The 18552-nt window shown below is 29.2% G+C and carries 19 protein-coding genes; 4 read left to right on the top strand and 15 right to left on the bottom strand.

All coding sequences use genetic code 11. From position 1 onward, the window contains the following. Nucleotides 1–92: 92 nt before the first annotated feature. The 4 genes from U8307_RS09340 to U8307_RS09325 form a co-directional block, all read right to left on the bottom strand. Entirely contained in the window at nt 93–2138 is a 2046-nt protein-coding gene (locus U8307_RS09340; RefSeq protein WP_326907260.1) for a methyl-accepting chemotaxis protein, read from the bottom strand. Nucleotides 2139–2386: 248 nt separating this feature from the next. Next, on the bottom strand, nt 2387–3490 hold the full coding sequence (locus U8307_RS09335; RefSeq protein ID WP_326907259.1) for a DHHW family protein: 1104 nt from the start codon (nt 3488–3490) through the stop codon (nt 2387–2389). A gap of 20 nt (nt 3491–3510) precedes the next feature. After that, on the bottom strand, nt 3511–4914 hold the full coding sequence (locus U8307_RS09330; protein WP_326907257.1) for an MBOAT family O-acyltransferase: 1404 nt from the start codon (nt 4912–4914) through the stop codon (nt 3511–3513). A 4-nt stretch (nt 4915–4918) separates the two neighbouring features. Continuing rightward, entirely contained in the window at nt 4919–5437 is a 519-nt protein-coding gene (locus U8307_RS09325; RefSeq protein WP_326907255.1) for a hypothetical protein, read from the bottom strand. A 213-nt stretch (nt 5438–5650) separates the two neighbouring features. On the opposite strand from U8307_RS09325, the gene U8307_RS09320 reads away from it, so the two are divergent. Continuing rightward, a complete protein-coding gene (locus U8307_RS09320; protein ID WP_326907253.1) occupies nt 5651–7006 on the top strand; it encodes an MATE family efflux transporter in 1356 nt (451 codons plus the stop codon). A gap of 61 nt (nt 7007–7067) precedes the next feature. On the opposite strand, the gene U8307_RS09315 is transcribed toward U8307_RS09320, so the two are convergent. Next, nucleotides 7068–8639, bottom strand: a complete 1572-nt coding sequence (locus tag U8307_RS09315; RefSeq protein WP_326907251.1) for a ClC family H(+)/Cl(-) exchange transporter — start codon at nt 8637–8639, stop codon at nt 7068–7070. A gap of 454 nt (nt 8640–9093) precedes the next feature. Then, entirely contained in the window at nt 9094–10524 is a 1431-nt protein-coding gene (locus tag U8307_RS09310; protein ID WP_326906634.1) for a transposase, read from the bottom strand. Between the two features lie 156 nt (nt 10525–10680). Between U8307_RS09310 and U8307_RS09305 the strand changes: the two genes are divergently transcribed. Then, nucleotides 10681–11328 (top strand): cupin domain-containing protein, encoded by a 648-nt coding sequence (locus tag U8307_RS09305; protein WP_326907249.1) that lies wholly within the window; start codon nt 10681–10683, stop codon nt 11326–11328. A 129-nt stretch (nt 11329–11457) separates the two neighbouring features. On the opposite strand, the gene U8307_RS09300 is transcribed toward U8307_RS09305, so the two are convergent. Genes U8307_RS09300 through U8307_RS09290 form a run of 3 tightly spaced genes read right to left on the bottom strand, consistent with a single transcriptional unit; the run spans nt 11458 to nt 12932 of the window. After that, nucleotides 11458–12213 (bottom strand): metallophosphoesterase, encoded by a 756-nt coding sequence (locus tag U8307_RS09300; protein WP_326907247.1) that lies wholly within the window; start codon nt 12211–12213, stop codon nt 11458–11460. Between the two features lie 50 nt (nt 12214–12263). Further along, nucleotides 12264–12470, bottom strand: a complete 207-nt coding sequence (locus U8307_RS09295) for a helix-turn-helix domain-containing protein (RefSeq protein WP_326907245.1) — start codon at nt 12468–12470, stop codon at nt 12264–12266. Between the two features lie 9 nt (nt 12471–12479). Then, nucleotides 12480–12932: a DUF2975 domain-containing protein gene (locus U8307_RS09290; protein WP_326907243.1), complete on the bottom strand. Its 453-nt coding sequence runs from the start codon at nt 12930–12932 to the stop codon at nt 12480–12482. Nucleotides 12933–13194: 262 nt separating this feature from the next. Between U8307_RS09290 and U8307_RS09285 the strand changes: the two genes are divergently transcribed. Together U8307_RS09285 and U8307_RS09280 are read left to right on the top strand one after the other, a co-directional pair. Further along, on the top strand, nt 13195–13542 hold the full coding sequence (locus U8307_RS09285) for a hypothetical protein (protein ID WP_326907241.1): 348 nt from the start codon (nt 13195–13197) through the stop codon (nt 13540–13542). Beyond that, on the top strand, nt 13535–13768 hold the full coding sequence (locus U8307_RS09280; RefSeq protein ID WP_326907239.1) for a hypothetical protein: 234 nt from the start codon (nt 13535–13537) through the stop codon (nt 13766–13768). Before U8307_RS09285 ends, U8307_RS09280 begins: the two co-directional genes overlap by 8 nt. A 114-nt stretch (nt 13769–13882) precedes the next feature. Here U8307_RS09280 and U8307_RS09275 read toward each other — a convergent pair whose 3' ends face one another. The 6 genes from U8307_RS09275 to U8307_RS09250 all read right to left on the bottom strand — a co-directional run bounded on the left by U8307_RS09275 (nt 13883) and on the right by U8307_RS09250 (nt 18537). Next, nucleotides 13883–14752, bottom strand: coding sequence for an SPL family radical SAM protein (locus U8307_RS09275; RefSeq protein ID WP_326907237.1), 870 nt, complete (start codon nt 14750–14752; stop codon nt 13883–13885). 25 nt (nt 14753–14777) lie between these two features. Continuing rightward, a complete protein-coding gene (locus U8307_RS09270) occupies nt 14778–15218 on the bottom strand; it encodes a GyrI-like domain-containing protein (RefSeq protein WP_326907235.1) in 441 nt (146 codons plus the stop codon). A gap of 65 nt (nt 15219–15283) precedes the next feature. Further along, nucleotides 15284–16180 carry a helix-turn-helix transcriptional regulator gene (locus U8307_RS09265; protein WP_326907233.1) on the bottom strand — a complete coding sequence of 299 codons (897 nt, stop codon included), beginning with the start codon at nt 16178–16180 and terminating at the stop codon, nt 15284–15286. Nucleotides 16181–16221: 41 nt separating this feature from the next. After that, entirely contained in the window at nt 16222–17004 is a 783-nt protein-coding gene (locus tag U8307_RS09260; RefSeq protein WP_326907231.1) for an ABC transporter permease, read from the bottom strand. Beyond that, nucleotides 17001–17939, bottom strand: coding sequence for an ABC transporter ATP-binding protein (locus tag U8307_RS09255; protein WP_326907230.1), 939 nt, complete (start codon nt 17937–17939; stop codon nt 17001–17003). Before U8307_RS09255 ends, U8307_RS09260 begins: the two co-directional genes overlap by 4 nt. Continuing rightward, complete coding sequence (locus tag U8307_RS09250) at nt 17932–18537, bottom strand: TetR/AcrR family transcriptional regulator (RefSeq protein ID WP_326907229.1); 606 nt, start codon at nt 18535–18537, stop codon at nt 17932–17934. Before U8307_RS09250 ends, U8307_RS09255 begins: the two co-directional genes overlap by 8 nt. Between the last annotated feature and the right edge of the window lie 15 nt (nt 18538–18552).

Here is an 18552-nt window from a genome sequence, read left to right as displayed (position 1 = left end):
ACTTCACAAAAACAAAAAATCAGCATTCGACTATTCAATTTGTCGAATGCTGAAGTGAATTAAAATAATTTTATATACTTAAAACTTTCATATTAATTCAATTTAAATTTACTTATCATCTCATTTAATCTTTCAACTTGAGCTGCTAATTCCTCACTATTAGCTGCTGAGGCTTCTGCAGAAGCTGCGTTTTCTTGAACAACAGAAGACACTTGTTCCACACCTGTCTTTATTTGATTAATTGCTACTGTTTGTTCCTCTGACATTTGTGCTATTTCAGATATTAATCGGCTTGCATCATTTGTTGAACTTACTATTTCCATTAAAGAATTTCCTGTTTCATCTGCTAAAATTGTTCCTTTATTAATAGCAGTTATTGAATTCTCAATTAAATCTGTAGTTTGCTTAGCAGCCTCTGCAGATTTTCCAGCCAAATTCCTAACTTCATCTGCCACTACAGCAAATCCCTTTCCTGCTGAACCAGCACGTGCTGCTTCTACTGCAGCGTTAAGTGCTAATATATTTGTTTGAAAAGCTATATCATCAATAACTTTAATTATCTTTCCTATTTCACTTGATGAATTGCTTATTTCATTCATAGCGGTTAATAGTTCTTTCATTTTATCATTTCCATTGCTTACTTCATTTGATGCTCTTTCTGATTTATCTCCCGCTTGCATTGCTTTGCCAGCAGTATTATTAACTGCAGTAAACATTTCATTTATTTCTGCTGATAACTCTTCGATAGCACTTGCTTGTTCTGTTGCTCCTTGTGAAGTTACTGTTGACCCTGATGCTATTTGTCCAGCACTACTATTAATAGAATCAGAAGATTCTTTTATTTCACTTATTACTTGCTTTTGCATCTCACTAACATTTACTAATGCTTTTTTGAGTTTTTCAAATTCACCTGTATAATCATATTTTAAATTTAATCTTAAATCTCCAGCTGCAAATTGATTCAACACTTGTGAACTTTCATCAATATAATCAATATATTTCTTCAATCTATCTGTTAAACTACTTATTGAATCTGCTAACTTTCCTACTTCATCATTTGATGATACATTTATATCAACATCAAGATCTCCATTAGCCAGCTTATCAGCAACAATTTGAACCTCTTTAATTGGTCTTGTCATCTTAGTTATCATAACAAAGATTAGTATTAGCAGTATTAGTCCTACAATTATAAATTCACCAACTATAGTATTTGATAATTTTACTGTGGCTTCTGAAAATTCATCACTGCTCATTGATGCTACTAGTTTCCAACCTGTATCCCCTATATTATTTATTATACCTACACTTTCTATGCCATTATCCTCATATTCAATTATTTCAGTATAACTTTCATTAATAGCATTTATCAATTTATCATCTAAATCAGCTTCAGTAATATTCTTTAGAATTATATCTTCATTTTTACTATATGCAATATTGTTATCACTTGTCAAAAGTGTGAAATAACCACTATCACCAAATTTATTGTCACCAGTTATTTTCTCAAGGTCTACTATTTCAATATCAGCACATACTTCACCAACCACTTGATTGTTTACAATTACAGGAACTGATATTGCAACTGTCATATTGCCAGTGTTAGCAGCAACATAAGGCTCAGATATATGTATTAATCCATCTATTATTGTTTTATAATATACTTTTTGAGTTACATCTACATCCTCATTTACGACTGTGTGAGATGATGTTATATAACTTGAAGGATTATCCTCTACAACATAAACAGAACTAATAACATCACCAAATTCTTTTTGAGTGTCTCTTAATATTTTAAGGACTGCATCAAAGTTTTTATTGGTTTTAACACTTGTACCATTTTGAGTAGTAACCAAATAATCTTTAATTGTTGCATTAGATGCTACTACTTCCGCAACTGTTGTGTACCGTTTAAGATATGCATCTGCTTCACCACTCACTCTCATTGCTTTCTCTAGTAATAACTCTTTTTTAGTGTTATCATATTCTTTACGAACATTATTTGTTATTAAAATACCTGCTCCAGTCAACAGCACTAAACAAGCTATAAATATAACCCTTACTAGTTTGCCTCTTATTGTCGTAACTTTTTTTCCCTTAATCTTTGTAGCTTCTTTACCTTTTCTTCTAATTTTCACTATGCCTAATACCTCTCTTTTAAAAATTTTTAAAAAACTAAAAAGAAAAACCAACTAAAATAAAACCTTATAAAGGTCTTTTAGCTGGTTTAGATTTGCTATATAATATTGTTTTAAAATTATTACAATATTATCACAAATAAAGCAGTCACTAATTTAATTAAAAATTTAGGAAACATTTTCAATTTATTATAAGTGATAGTGAAAGTTTTGTCAAGTTTTGTAAAATTTTGTCTATTTTACTTACATTACTTAAGCATTGAGCTATTATTTAGAATCTGAGTGTTGTAAAGAAATAACACATCTTGTTTTTGTGAAAAGTCAATAAAGTCTCCTAATAAGTCAGTCGTAATATATCGAATATCAATCATCGTTATTTTAGAGTACCCTTCAAGTAATAAAGGTGCAATACTACTTCCAAAAGAATCGCGAAATATTATTAATTCTTTATTTGTCGTACTTTCAGAATTCTCAATTGAAATTAACGGTGTTGCTCCAGAAAGAAAAACATCATACGAATCCATTTCTCCAAACTTATCTAACATATATACATTACTGTAGGTTTTATATTGATAATCGTATACAATGGAATTTTCTATCATATCATTTGTTAAGTATACCAAGGTATCTGGTTCCACATTCAATGCAGCTTGACCATAATACGAACCGTAAAAAGGATAAAGCTCATTCTTTCTATAAATATTATTAGAAGCCCTAGCATCATTTCCCATTTTCATTAAAATTTTGTCGGCAATATCTATTATTTTATCTTGACTCCAATGAATATCTGTATGATAATAATCTTCTATATTCAAAGAATCAAACAAATCTATATAACTCATATTATTAACATTTTGACTCATAATTTCCTTCATTCTATTATAATCCATTGAAAGATATCCATTCTGAGCGGCAACAAAATAATTTTTATCAGGAATTACAGCATAAAATACATTCATGCCTTGTAGGTATTTGCTATAAATATAATTTAACTTTTCAGCAGCACTAATTATTGAATTTTCATCTAAGGGATATTCCATCTTATAGATATTTCCATCTATAAGATAAATATCATTATTATCCTTTTGATTTAATATATAATATTTACTAAATGCTTTAAATCCTCTAAATACATCGCGAAATACAAATTGGTCAAGAGTATACTTATCAAATTCTTCGAACAATTTTCCATTAAATAGTTTTTCTTTTGAATATAATGGTACTACTGCTAGTCTGCGTCGTTCATAATACGAAACTTCATCATCAGGGATTATAATATTAATCAACATAAAACCTGTGATAATCGTAATAAAACAAACAATTACTATTATATTTTTTATATTATTTTTCATACTTTTAAACTCTCTCTCTGCTAAAAACGAAAATATAAAAATGGATTGAAAGAACCATCAACTAAATACCCTGTAACAAGTAAAAGTAATAATATCTGAACTATCGGCTCAATAACATTTAAGGTTAGGTTTCCATAACTATAGCTTTTTATCTTTTTAATAATTTTTTTCATCAGAGGTACAGATCCAAATGCTGCAATAATTAAAATAAATCCATAACTTTTCAAATAATAAATGGTCTCCGCACTAGATAATGGTATATTGAGTAAACCAAACATTCCTTTAATGCTTTCTATTCCTTCTAGCATACCATTAGCATTAAATATTACGAAACTAATAGTTATAAAAAACAATAAATAAATGTGACCAACAATGGACGGTAATCTATTCAAAAGATTTATTATAAAATATTTTTCTAGAACTAATAGTATTGCAAAGTATAATCCCCAGATAATAAAATTCCATTGAGCTCCATGCCAAAAGCCTGTCAAAAACCATACAACGATAATATTACGAATCCATTTCAATTTACTTACACGATTACCTCCCATTGGAATATAAACATAGTCTCTAAACCATGTACCAAGGGATATATGCCATCTTCTCCAAAACTCTGATATACTTTTCGAAATGTATGGGTAATCAAAATTCTCAAGAAAATGAAATCCAAATATTCTACCTAAACCAATTGCCATGTCACTATAACCAGAAAAATCAAAGTATATCTGTAACATAAATGCTATGGCAGAAATCCAATAAAATAAAACTGTCCTTTCTCCTATATTAGTAAAAATGTTTACCAATTCACCTAGTGTATTTGCTAAAATAACCTTTTTTGATAACCCCAAAATAAAACGGTTAATTCCATAGGCAATGTTTGCTACAGAATGTTTACGACTTGCTATTTCAGCTTCAATAGTAGTATAACGTACTATTGGCCCTGCTATAAGTTGAGGAAAAAGCGAAACATATGTTGCAAAATTCAAAAAGTTTCTTTGGACATTAGCTTTTCCTTTATATACATCAATTGTATATGATAAAATCTGAAATGTATAAAAGCTAATCCCAATTGGCAAAACTAAATTTAACATAGCAATTTTTTCATTTAAAGCCCAGTTTATATTTTCAATAAAGAAGTCTATATACTTAAAAAAAAGCAACAAACCAATACTTACAATAATAGAGGAGATAACCGGTATTTTTGCATACCGGCTCCTCCTCATTTTATAAATCAATAACCCGTGTAAATACCCTGAAACAGATGAAAATATCATTAATATCGAATACATCGGTTCGCCATAAAAATAGAAAAACAAACTAGCCAATAACAAAATAGAATTTTTCAATTTCCAGGGAACTACAAAGTACAGTATTAAAACTACTGGTAAAAAGTAATATAAAAAACTAATACTTGAAAACAGCATAATATTACTTTAATTCAAGAAATGAATCATGTAGCGCTTTTCCTTCATCATCACTCATGATAAGAATTATAACGTCATCTATATTATCTACTATTACCTTATCTGGATCAACTCCTACACATACCCATTTTTGTGGATCAACATTTTCTTTAATATCAGATTTAATTTTTTCAATATCAGCATCTTCTTTGACACGTAACAAACATAATGAATATGCAGATGCTGACATAATAGGTTCAGAAGCAATTGCAGATTCAAACTCAATACTATCTTTTCCAAGGAAGTATCCACTCTCCTCAGATGTAATCTCAACTGTTTGTAACCCAGAATCAATATATTCTTTGAATGAATCGCTAACATTAGCATTATCATATATCTTATCTAAAATACTCTCAAGACTACCCTCAAGATTAGTATTTTCTTCGATATTTTCATCTGGATTTGTATCAGCGCTTTCTGATTGACATGCAGTTATGCTAAAAACTAGAATTAGCGCTAAAAATAATAAAAGTATTTTTTTCATTATAAATCTCCTCGTATATAATTTTGTTACACTAAGTTAGACGACACTACTTAAATATAGTTCCAAATCTACATTAACACTTTCATCTATTTTTGGTACATGATTGCAAATAAATATGACACTTACGAATTCATAAGAAAAATTATGCTTGTACAAAATATTATTTTCAGTTAAACTTACTAGTAATAATATACTAACTGAAAGGTAAAATATATGAACAACAATTTAAATTTAATTGAAGGTAATATACGTAGTACTTTAGTAAAACTAGCTTTGCCAATTATGGGAACTTCATTTATACAAATGGCATATAGTTTAACAGATATAATGTGGCTTGGCAGACTAAGTACTGAAGCCGTAGTAGCAGCTGGTACAGCAGGCTTTTTTTTGTGGTTCGGAGCAGCTTTAGTTATGATTACTCAAGTAGGAGTAGGAGTTAATGTGGCTCATTGCAATGGACGAAATGATTTAGATAGTGCTAAAAAATATATATCTAATGGTTTTCAATTAGATTTATTTATAGCTATTTTATATTCCTTATTTTTATTTGTATTTAGACAAAATATAATAAGGTTTTTTAACTTAAATGATATAGATGTTATTAAAATGGCTGTAGAATATTTATCTATTATTTCTATAGGTATAACTTTTCATTTTTTAAATCCAATTTTCTCAGTAATTTTAAACAGTACCGGAAACAGTATTACTCCATTTAAAATAAATACAATAGGACTAATTACCAATATTGTAATTGACCCACTATTTATCTTTGGACTGGGACCAATACCTCAATTAGGAGTAAATGGTGCAGCTATTGCAACAATCACATCACAATTTATAGTAACAATAATATTTATTATAATAGGTAAAGCTAATAACACCATATACTCACATACTAATTTATTAAAAAAACCTGACGCAAAAATTATGAAAAGTATAATGAAACTTGGTGTACCACCATTTCTTCAAACAGGATTACATGCAGTTATCAGCATGATAATTACTAAAATAATTGCAGGCTTTGGACCAGTAGCAGTTGCAGTACAAAGCATAGGCTCTCAAATTGAATCCATTTCTTGGATGACTTCAGAAGGATTTTCTTCAGCCATATCAGCCTTTGTAGGACAAAACTATGGTGCTAAGAAATTTAATAGAATTAAGGATGGTTATTTTCAGGGAATGCAAATCGTAGGTGGAATAGGGATGTTTGCAACATTGTTATTAATATTTGCTGCTGAATTATTAATTTCCTTGTTTGTACCTAATGACCCTATAGCAATTAAAGAAGGTATAAATTATTTAAGAATTTTAGGTCTATCTCAATTTTTCATGAGTATTGAAATTGGAACTGCTGGAGCATTTAATGGAATAGGCAAAACACTACCACCAACAATAAACGGAATTATATTAAATTTATTAAGAATTCCAATGGCAATTATTCTTAGTTCTACATTATTAGGATTATCTGGAGTATGGTGGAGTATTAGTATTTCATCTATATTAAAGGGAATAATATTGTTTAGTTGGTTTAATTTTGTACTTAAATTTCATCTTCCAAAACAAATATAACATACTCTCTCCATATTAGGAGAGAGTATGTTAATTTAATTTAAAGTAAGTAATATTATAATTAAACTATAACAGATTGACAACTCATTATAGATAATCTTTCTTTAATTGATGCTGCTTCATTTTCATTAACTAAAATATACAAATAATCACCTGAATTAACTATAGTGTTGCCTTTGGGAATTATTTCTTCTTCTCCTCTTTTAATTGAAACAATTAAACAATTAGAAGGTAGTTTCATATCCTTTATTACTTTACCATCAAACGCTGAATCTAAATAAACTGAAAATTCTAATAAAACCTTCTCTTTGCTATCATTAGCATTTTCTTTATTACTATTATCCTTCAATAAATTTTCAAGTAGAGATTCATAAATAGGAGCTGATTTAAGCAAATTTGCAGTAATATATGCAACAAGTGATATAATACTAATAGAAAGAAAATGAGAAAAAGAACCAGTCATTTCTGTAATTAATATGCTGCCAGTAATTGGCGCCCTAACTATAGCTGAAAACAAACCTGCCATTGCTAAAATCATAAAGTTATTAATATACTCAGGATTAAGATTAAACAAGTTTACAAGTCCAATACCATATAATGATCCTGTAAGTGCTCCTAAAACTAAAAGAGGAAAAAATATCCCTCCTGGTGCACCTGAGCCATAGCTTATCATTGAAAACACAAATTTAACTACTAATATTACAAACAAAACTTTAACTGTATATTTTCCTTGAATAAGTGATTCTATTAAATGATGTCCACCACCAAGTACTTCTGGCATAATAAAAACCAAAACTCCTGAAATTAAAAAAGGTATCATTATTTTATATTTCATAGGAAGCCACTTTTGCTTCTTATAAATATTTTGAGTTTTTATTAATGAAAAATTATATATTGCACCAAAAATACCAACAATAATACCAAGACCTATAATAAATAAATAATTTTCGAGTCCTAAAAGACTTATTCCAGTAAAATTAAAGACTGGTTTTAACCCGAAAAATTGCTTTGATATAAAATCTGCTGTTAATGCTGCAGACATAGTGGGAAGTAATATTAATGGGGAAAAATGTTTATGTACTTCCTCTAAAACAAACATTATTCCTGCTAAAGGTGCATTAAATGCTGCAGCTAGACCGGCAGCTGCACCACAAGTAATTAAATACTTTTCTCCAGCTTTGTTTTTTGTAGTTCTGCTAACTCCTTGTCCAACAGCAGCACCAAGTTGAATAGACGGTCCTTCTCTTCCTAAAGATAAACCTGCTCCTATAGAAATAACTCCACCTATAAATTTTCTAACAATTAAAGGAAACCAATTTATTTTTATTTTTTTCAAAAGAATTCCCTCAACCTGTGGAATTCCACTACCACTAATTAATGGATCTGATTTTACTAATCGCCCCACTATATATGATAATGATATTAAAATAATAAACCATAATAATACAAGTAACACTTTTTCAATGTTAAAATTAAGAATATTTTGTCTTAACAATTCAGCTTTATCTAATGTTATTCTATAAAATACAATTAATAGACCAGAAAGGGCTCCTACAATTGTTCCCTGAATCAATAATTTTAGCTTAATGTTTTTTTGAAAAAAATTACTGACTATATCATTATCATTTTCCATTTGTACCTCCTTTCCCCGTATTTATCCTTTGCTATATCTTAGATAAATTAGGTGTTTTTTTAGTTTCTTAAAATTTATTCCATTATAAACTAGTAACTAATCTAAAGCTCTAGTTAATAATTCACAACTTTTTCGTTTTCATATTATATTATACCTTATTTTTCATTTATTTCAATAAAATTGACAATAATATTAAAACTCATTCTTGTTAATTACCAAATTTCATATTACCTTTTGCTTTATGACAAAGCACACTCCTTTAATAAAAGCATAAGATAATGTTATAAGTTTATAGGAAATTGTAAAATGATTTTTTGATAACTGTTGATAGAATCTAATAAAAAATAGCAAAAAAAAAGAAAAACAAGTTAAAGCAAGTGAAATAATTGGATTTAAGGGCAACCTTAATACACCTACGAACATTGAAATATCAATAACTTTAAGCATTAAGAAATTATGCAATTAGTGGTTTAAGACTTCTAAGATACTGTGGACAACTTAATCTGTGTGCGATAATTGCTGTGAATTGACTAGCAATTCCTGCAATAAGCACATCAGCTTTAGTAGTAAGATGGTCACGAGATTTTCTTCCGGCTATGCACATGTTCATTTTAAAATGGTTAATGGCTCTTTCTACAACAGTACGTATTTTATACAACTCATTCCATTCATCAGAATCACGTTGTAAGCCTGGAAACATACGAAAACTCATATTTTCATAAGTGTAAGTAGTTCTACCTTTTTTGGCAGTGCTGCACGGATTGTCACAATTACAAACAAATTGACCTCTTTCCATATGAACTTTAGGGCATATCCATTTTATACGGTCGGCACGACCCTTTTCACGGCAAGGCCCACAATATTTCATAACCAAAGAGGAGTCATTTGGACATAATGGATAACCATATTCATTGTAACCAACTTTTTTAAGAGTACTTTCATTCCTTGTATTGTAAGGGATAATTGCTTTTTTAAAATTAAATTCATCTTTTAAAAAAGTATAGGTTTCAATAGTATCAAAGGCGGAATCTCCAAGAAAAGTCGATGGGTGAAAATCAGGATGAAGTTCAAAGAAGTCTTGTAAAACCGGTTTTAATGCAGAAGAATCACCGATTGATTTATCCTCGTCAGGGGAATCGGATTTCTTGTCAATTTCAATATCTTGATGCTTTTGTTTGAAGTCATCATCCAAGAAAGCAATATTACGCACAAGTCCTAAACCATTGGTGATAATAGCAAATTTGTCGGCATAACAGAAATGACCATTAATGTACATCTGTTTAGCATCAGGAGAAGATGTAGCTTGAGAAGGCATTAGACCATAAGCCATTTTGTATGGATCAACGTTAAGATTATTCTTATAGTAAGTTTTAAGCTGTCTAATGAGAGTATTCAAATACTTAGGATTGTTTTCTTTAACATATAATTCAATTCCGGAAGTATCAAGTGTAATAATTGAAGCAAGGGTAGAATCGATAGCTTGACAGATAGGTTCAGTATAGTCAACCATTTTAGAGAACATAAGCTCTAATTGAGGTATAAAGGTCTGTTTAAAACGTGTAAACATAGGGGCGTCAGGCACTTTTGTAAAACCACAGAAATCACGCAATTCGCGACATAAAGAAAGTAAATTGATAAGTAAAGCATCAGTAGGAATGGTTAATATCTTCTGCAATATTAAAGCAGATAAAAATCCTTTTAAAGGATAATCCCTTTTTCTGCCTATTGATAAGTGGAAAGCACAGTAAAATTCCACTGGTATGAAATCACATAAATTAATATGTTCTTCTAATAGTGAGAAGAATGTAGATGTGTCAGATGTTAGTAAATCTTGACATTCACTGAAATTTTCAGCAAGTGTTAGCTGAGAGTATTTAATAGACATAAGTTTCCTCCTGTTGTAGTTTTTGTTTGTTGGTACTTACATTATACCATAACAGGAGAGAAATTTATATATAAGATTAACACTAAACCCATCTAAATCAATGGGTTTGGGCATTTAACAAATGCCTATTATAAGTTTATGAAAGGAGAGAAATATATGTATAACCCTTATAATAAATATCCATGTCAATATTACAATAACCCGCCGTGGTTTAACCAAAATATGATGTATGATGCCTATAAAGCATATGAATATTACATGAATGGTCCAATGTATAATCATAAATATTCAAATCAATTTAATAATCAGTATTATACAAATGAACCAAGTTATGATTGGAGATATAATAATTGGCAATACCCAATGAACAATAATGGATTAGTTGAATTTATGGATTATGGACCAGAATCCTTTGTTATTAATATCGAGGAAGCTACTAAACAAAACAATACTTATCGAATTGCTTTATGGACAGGAGATTATCTACAACTCACCTTAATGAGCATCGATGTTGGTGATGATATAGGTTTGGAAATGCATCCTGATGTTGATCAATTCATACGCATAGAAGAAGGTCAAGGACTTGTAAGAATGGGTGATAGAGAAGATAGGTTAGATTTCGAAGAAAATGTATATGATGACTTTGCATTCATTATACCTGCAGGGAAATGGCATAATCTGATTAACACAGGCAATACACCAATTAAATTATACTCCATTTATGCACCACCTGAGCATCCACACAGTACAGTTCATAAAACCAAAGAGGAAGCGGAAGCTACTGAAAGAAATCACCGTTATTAGTTATATAGGAAAACATAAAATTCTACCATTAATTTAAGAAGGGGCTTCTCGTTGTAATAATGAAACTTCTAAACGAGATATCGATATACCCCTCTTCTTTTTATTAAAAATTTTATCAATAAAATATTTTTATTTCAACCTAATAATAGGTATATGAGGCATATTGTTTATTCTTATTGGAAAAGTACTATTCCCTAACCCCCTACTTACTACCATTTGTGTTTTATTACTAGAAAAATATAATCCTGATGAATACTTCGGAAAAATTCCTTGATCAGGAGAATAAATCCCTTTATTTATAAAAGGTACTCTAAATTGTCCTCCATGAGCGTGACCACAAAAAACTAAATCTGGTTTAATACAATTTAAATCTGAACTATAATCCCAGAGTAATTCCGGGCGGTGAGATAATAATATTTTAGGTACTTTTTTTTCAATTACAAAATCAAAATTCAAATCAGAATATTTACTTCCTTCTTTAAGTCCCATAAATAGAACGGATGTATCATTTCTCTTATAAAAATCAAATTTATTATCTATTATTGTAACACCATTTGAATTCATAATTTCACAACACTTTTCTATATCACTCCAAGATTCATGATTTCCTGTTACTGCATATGTTTTAGCTATTTTAGATATATTGAAGCAAAAATTACTTAATTTATCTTCTTCAACTTCCTTATACTTGTATATTAAATCACCAGTCATTGCAATTACATCTGGTTTCTCATTTTCAATTAAAGTAGATATAGTATTAATATTTAAAATATTATTAGGTATATGTACATCTGATATATGAGCAATAGTAAATCCAAATAATTCCTTTGGCAAATCGACTATTTTAATATCTATATGTTCTAATTCAATATTATTGTTACACATATAACTTATACCTCTCAATCGAAACTATTTAAATTCTAAATTACGCTATTTTATTTATTTACATATTCTAATATATCTCCAGGTTGACATTCTAATACTTTACATATTTCTTCTAATGTTGAAAACCTTATAGCTTTAGCTTTATTATTTTTTAATATAGATAAATTTGCAGGTGTAATATTTACTTTCTCAGCAAGTTCCATAAGACCTATTTTTCTCTTTGCCATCATTACATCTAACTGAACTACAATAGCCATAATTACCTCCTACACTGTTAAATCATTTTCATCTTTGTAATATACTGCTTGTTTAAACAAATCTTTGAGAGTTAAACAAAATAAACAAGCTATAACAAAAATTATTACAATTACAACAGTTGATATCGTAAACCAAAATAAACACTTTATTAAATAAATTATTGCTATTATAGAACTTGCTACTGCCATTTTCCGCAAACATGTAACATTTTCTAAAACAAATGGGTTACCGCCTATTAGTGTTTTAAAAACAATTTTTAACTGCCATAAAATGTATACACAAGCTAAACCTGAAGTTATCAAAACTAAAATCATAGGTACAATCATTTCACTAGTTAAGTTAAAATACTTTATTAACCATGATTTTGAAAATAATACAATTGCGCAACAAATTATTCCCACAATGAAAAGAATATCTACACAAATTTTTGTTACATAATGAACAAAACTATTTCTATACATTTAAACCCTCCCTGACTATATATCTTAATTATACCAAGTACATCTCGAATGTCAATATTAATTTATTGTTATTCAATAATTGTATGTCTAAACAGGTATGAGGAGATTTCAGAACAATAACTAAATTTTAGAAAAGATTAACAAAAAATAAATTTGGACATATTATGAATTGAAGATAGATAGTATGTAATTCAATTTTTCTATGTGCTTTCTAGAGTATACTGTTTATTCTTGATATTTATTGAAAGGGTGATAACGACTTATGGAATGTCCATTTTGTTGTTTTTTAAAAGATTATATAGGACAATATGTAAGAATTGGTGTAGTCTGCAACTGTGATACTAATGATCATATCTATATAGATGGATATATCAACAAAAGATCATTTAATGATAACACTATAAGATTGTTTGATTCTATAAGAGGCGGAAATGTAATTTTTACTGGTTGTTGTGATGATATTTTTGAGATATATATATTTGACTGCGGAGTAGCTGGTGCTACTGATACAGATAAAGTTATTAATATAGAAACTATGGTTAAACAAAGACAAAGTTTGTTTAATTCTGTACAAGGTATTTTACAAGAGGAGGAGATGTCACATGAGTAAACATGATAACTATTGTAACATTTGTGATAGACTTTTGCGTGATTATGAAGGAAGATATGTATTTATAAAATTTATATGCCCTACGTATTTTGGTACTGCAGGTAGAATTTTAGACATTAGAGATAATCTTGTAATACTAGAATATATTTATGGGGGAATAAGCGTAACATGTTGTGATAATATATGTTATGTAATTCCAATAGAAGTGTCAAATAATACTGATTGAAATCTTATATCTTAAAATGTAAATAATTTTATTATAATAACATTATAAATTTCAATTACCAATAAGTGACCGTGTATAATTATAAAAACTTTACACGGTCATTATTAACGTTTCTCAAAATAAACTAATCTGTTCATAAGCATTTTTGTATTCATATAACTTTAAATAATTAAAGACTTTATCTATTCCTAATAAGATATTATGCTTTTTACATTCCAAATAAAGCATCTTCATAAGTCTATCATTATTATCACTTAGACATTCATAAGAATTTCCAAATGAATTAATATATTTTTGTTTCATACCAGGAAAATGTTCATCTAGTTTTTGATAAAAATATTCTCTATTACCTTCACGCAATGTTACTCCAATGCCGAAACACATAATTCCATAAACTTTAGCCTCAATGCAGCAATTAAGGAGATTTCTAAAATTTTCTTCAGTGTCATTAATAAACGGTAAAAAAGGAGATAACCAAACAACTGTTGGTATTCCATTTTCATGGAGTATCTTCAATGTTTCAAAACGCTCTTTTGTAGTGGAAACATTAGGCTCTAAAATACGACATAAATCTTCGTCATAAGTAGTAAGCGTCATTTGCACAACGCATTTTGACTTTTCATTGATACTTTTAAGCAAATTCAAATCACGTAAAATTCTATTTGATTTCGTTAATATCGATAACCCAAAACTGTATTTATTTATAACTTTCAAACATTTTCTGGTATACATAATTTCTTCTTCAATATGAATATATGGGTCGCACATTGAGCCTGTACCAATCATACATTTTTTACGTTTGCGTTTCAATGCATTTTCAAGCATTATAGGTGCATCCTTCTTTATCTCGATATCGGTAAAATCATGGCTCATTTGATAACAACTACTTCTGCTATCACAATAAATACAACCATGACTACAACCCCTGTATATATTAATTCCGTTTTTAGCTGAAAGAATAGATTTATACTCTTTGTAATGCATGAAAATACTCCTATTTTTCCATAAATTATTTTAGCGCAATATAAATATCAATATTTGCATTTTCCCAATCACTGTTAAGGTATTCTTCAAAGTCTCCTGTAAAACTTCTATCTAAATTCATTTTCCAAATTTCATTCCAAGCCTCTGCTACTGCAGTAACCATATTTCCTTGAACAGAGAACTTTGCATATTTTCCTGCAGGAATGATTTTCACTGTAAGTTCTTTATTTTCTGCTACAGAAACTTCATTGCCGGCTGTAACAGTATATTGGTCACCTGAATAATCTGAATATAATCCGATTGCATACTGATTTACCTTATTTTTGATGCTTTGATTTACTCCACCTTGATAAAGCTTCTCCCAAAGTTCACCAATAATTGCACCCATTTCAGATGAATTATTTGATGTTATAGCACTAACACCTACTATAATTTTTTCTTTTAAATTTACAATTTCATACTTCATATAACTACCTCCTAATATTTTTTAAGGTAATTATATCAGTCTATATATGACAACAGCATGTCATATTATTCATAATGTTTTAATATTTGTTGCAGTTGTAATTTAACTTCATCCCGAATTCTAATTGGCTCCAAAACTTCACAATGGCTACCAAAAGATAAAATATAATAAAATAGCCACTTGTTTTTGGGATAGTCTATTTCTACAATAAAACTGCCATCTGGTTGTTTATCATAATGTTCAAATTCTTCATAAACTCTATATGCCATTTTCGAAGATAGATGTAGCTTTAAATGCAAATATTCTTCCTTAAAATGATTGTCAGATTTTAATATGCGTTTAGGAGCTTTATGCTCCACCATATCATTAGTCATCTCTAAATTTTTCATACGTCTTAATTTGAAAAATCGATAATCTAACTTTGCTTTACAATATCCATACAAATACCATGCTCCACCTTTAAAACATAATTTCAAAGGTTCTACCTGTCGAGAACTTTGCTCACCCTTTACATTAGAATATTGAAATGAAACTGTTTTTCGCTTACATATTGCTTTTTTTAAAGTTTGAAAAATTATAGTTTCATCACCAAAATTATACCAAGAAGAAAAATCCACTTCTATCCAATCAACATAAGACTCACCAAATAGACTGCTAAACTTTTGCAATGCTAGATTTTGTTCACTTAAATTTACTTCCCCAACTGCTCTTAGCGAGGAAAGTATATTTTCTTTTTCTTCATTTGTCAGAACAGTTTTATCTAATACAAAATCAGACAATAAGGAAATACCTCCGCCTTTGCCTTTACTCATATATATTGGAATGCCTGCTGAAGACAGTGTTTCTACATCTCTATAAATTGTCCTTGTTGACACTTCGAATTTATCGGCAAGTTCTTTAGCTGTAATAGTTTCTTTTTGAAGTAGTAGATATATAATTTCAAACAATCTATTAATTTGCATTATACACTAACACCACCCTTCTTAACTTTACTTTTATATTTTCAGCCTTGGTCCGCATATCTCCACCAAAATATAGTACCTAATAACCCAAATAAACTAGTTAAAAGTACAATAATTATACTGACATCTTCAATCATAACGCTATCACTTCCTATAATACCACTTGCAAGTGCTGGAATAGACCATGGGAAAAATTGTCCATAACCTGTTGCTGCAACAATTTGCGCTAGCACAAGAGTAAATACCATAAATCCAAGAGGAGATAGATACCCATGCCCAATACTTGCAAAAAAAGCCACTGGTGTAGATAGTAATATGGTGAGCATGGAACAAAAAATAAAAACAAAAGTACCTTGTATTAATATATCTGATGACCAACCAGGTATATCAACCATTTTACCAACAACTAAGCCTAAAACTAATACATACAAGGAAAGAAATAAACACCATATAACTGCCACAATAAATTTAGAAAATACAATAATATTTCTTGATATTGGCAATGCTAGTAAGTCTTTTATCGTTCTATCCGAATATTCTCTTCCAAAAATCCAACTTATAATAAATCCAAATACTAATAATCCACCAATAGCAATTGCTTGAGCTAGGAGACTTAAATATGAAGGCCAATCAGCAGTTCCTATAATTTGTGCCTTTGCAGAAATAAAACCCAATTTTTGTGCTACGCTAGGATCTTTTAATATAAACATAAAAAATCCTCCTACGAATGGAACCATTGTAAGCGCAAGCGTAGTTAACAAAGGTATTCTAGAACGAAAAATTTTTTTACTTTCCACTGAAATACCGATTAATATCTTATTCATTTTAACTCTCCCCCAATCTCTTTAATAGTTCTTAAAAAATACATTTCTAAATCTTCTTTCTCAACTTTTAATAATGTTGGAGGATAACCTTCATTTACAAGTAAAGTAGCAATTTTCTCGGGGTTACGTACAGCATCATCATTTTGTATAGAGAAAAATCCGTTAACTGAACTTTCACCTTGAACATTAGCTTTGTATCCAGCTTTAGAAAGAATTGTTTTCATCGCTATTCTATTTTTTCCATCCAATATTAGTGATTTCTTTAACTGATTCTCAAGTTGTTTTACATCTATTTCTTTAACTAATTTTCCTTCATGTATAATAGCTATATTAGAAGCAATTTTTGAAATTTCATCTAATTTGTGACTTGAAACTAATACTGTTACACTCGAATTTTTTGCTAAATCTAGTAACAACTGACGCACTTCAACAATACCGGCAGGATCTAATCCATTTGTGGGCTCATCAAGTATTAAAATTTTAGGTTTATGAATAATTGCTTTTGCTATACCTAACCGTTGTGCGTTTCCAAGTGAAAGATATTTAGCTTTTTTTGATTCATATTCTTCTAACTTTAGCTTATTTATTATCCAATTAACACAGCTTTTATCATCAATTCCTCTTAACTTTCGAACAATTTCTAGATTTTCTCTTACTGTTAATTCAGGATATGAATACGGTGTTTCTACAATATATCCTACATCACGCCATGTGTTTATATTACCTGCACTAACCCTTTTCCCTTGAAGATAGCATTGACCTGATGTTGGAGATATCATACCTAATAGCATTCTAATTGTAGTAGTTTTACCTGCACCATTTAGGCCAATAAACCCAAATATTTCTCCTTGTTTGACAGATAAATTCACACTGTCAACAGCATGAACTTTCCCATAAATTTTTGTCAAATTGGTAGTATTAATAATTTCAATCATTAGTAAAATCCTCCATGATTATCTGCTTAGCAACACCTTTTATCAAAAACTTTAGTACTTCATCAAAATCCTTTTCACCAACTTCTTCAACATGAATCATACTTAAGAAAATTGCCCTTAATGAAGCAGTAACAACATTCATATTTATATCATCTTTACTCTTTATATTAGAAAAAATCTTATTTGAGAATAAGTCGTCTAGTGAATGGTGATTGATGAGAAGTTCCTTAGGTAACTTCCTTATAAGATATTCAAACTCTTGATTTTGAATTATATTCATAATAAATGATTGCCTTACATTTTGATATAATTCATAAATCATTTCTGTGAATTTATCAACTCCTATATTGTCCTCTGTCTTTAATTTACTTACTAATTCACTAATAATTGATTTTTGGTATTCTTCTAGTACTTTAAAAAATAAAATCTCCTTACTGGAATAAAAATTATAGAAAGATCCCTTTGATATTCCTGCCATTTTAACAATTTGATCAACAGTAGTTTTCTTAACCCCGTATTTTAACAAACATTCCTGTGATATCTCATCTAATTTTTTTATTATCAATTCTTTTTCATTATCACTAAATGCAGTTGCCATAATTCTCCTCCAAAC

The organism is Sedimentibacter sp. MB31-C6 (assembly GCF_035934735.1).
Taxonomy (GTDB): domain Bacteria; phylum Bacillota; class Clostridia; order Tissierellales; family Sedimentibacteraceae; genus Sedimentibacter.
The sequence above is the reverse complement of the archived record's forward strand: the minus strand, read 5'-3'. Positions and strand labels throughout refer to the sequence as shown.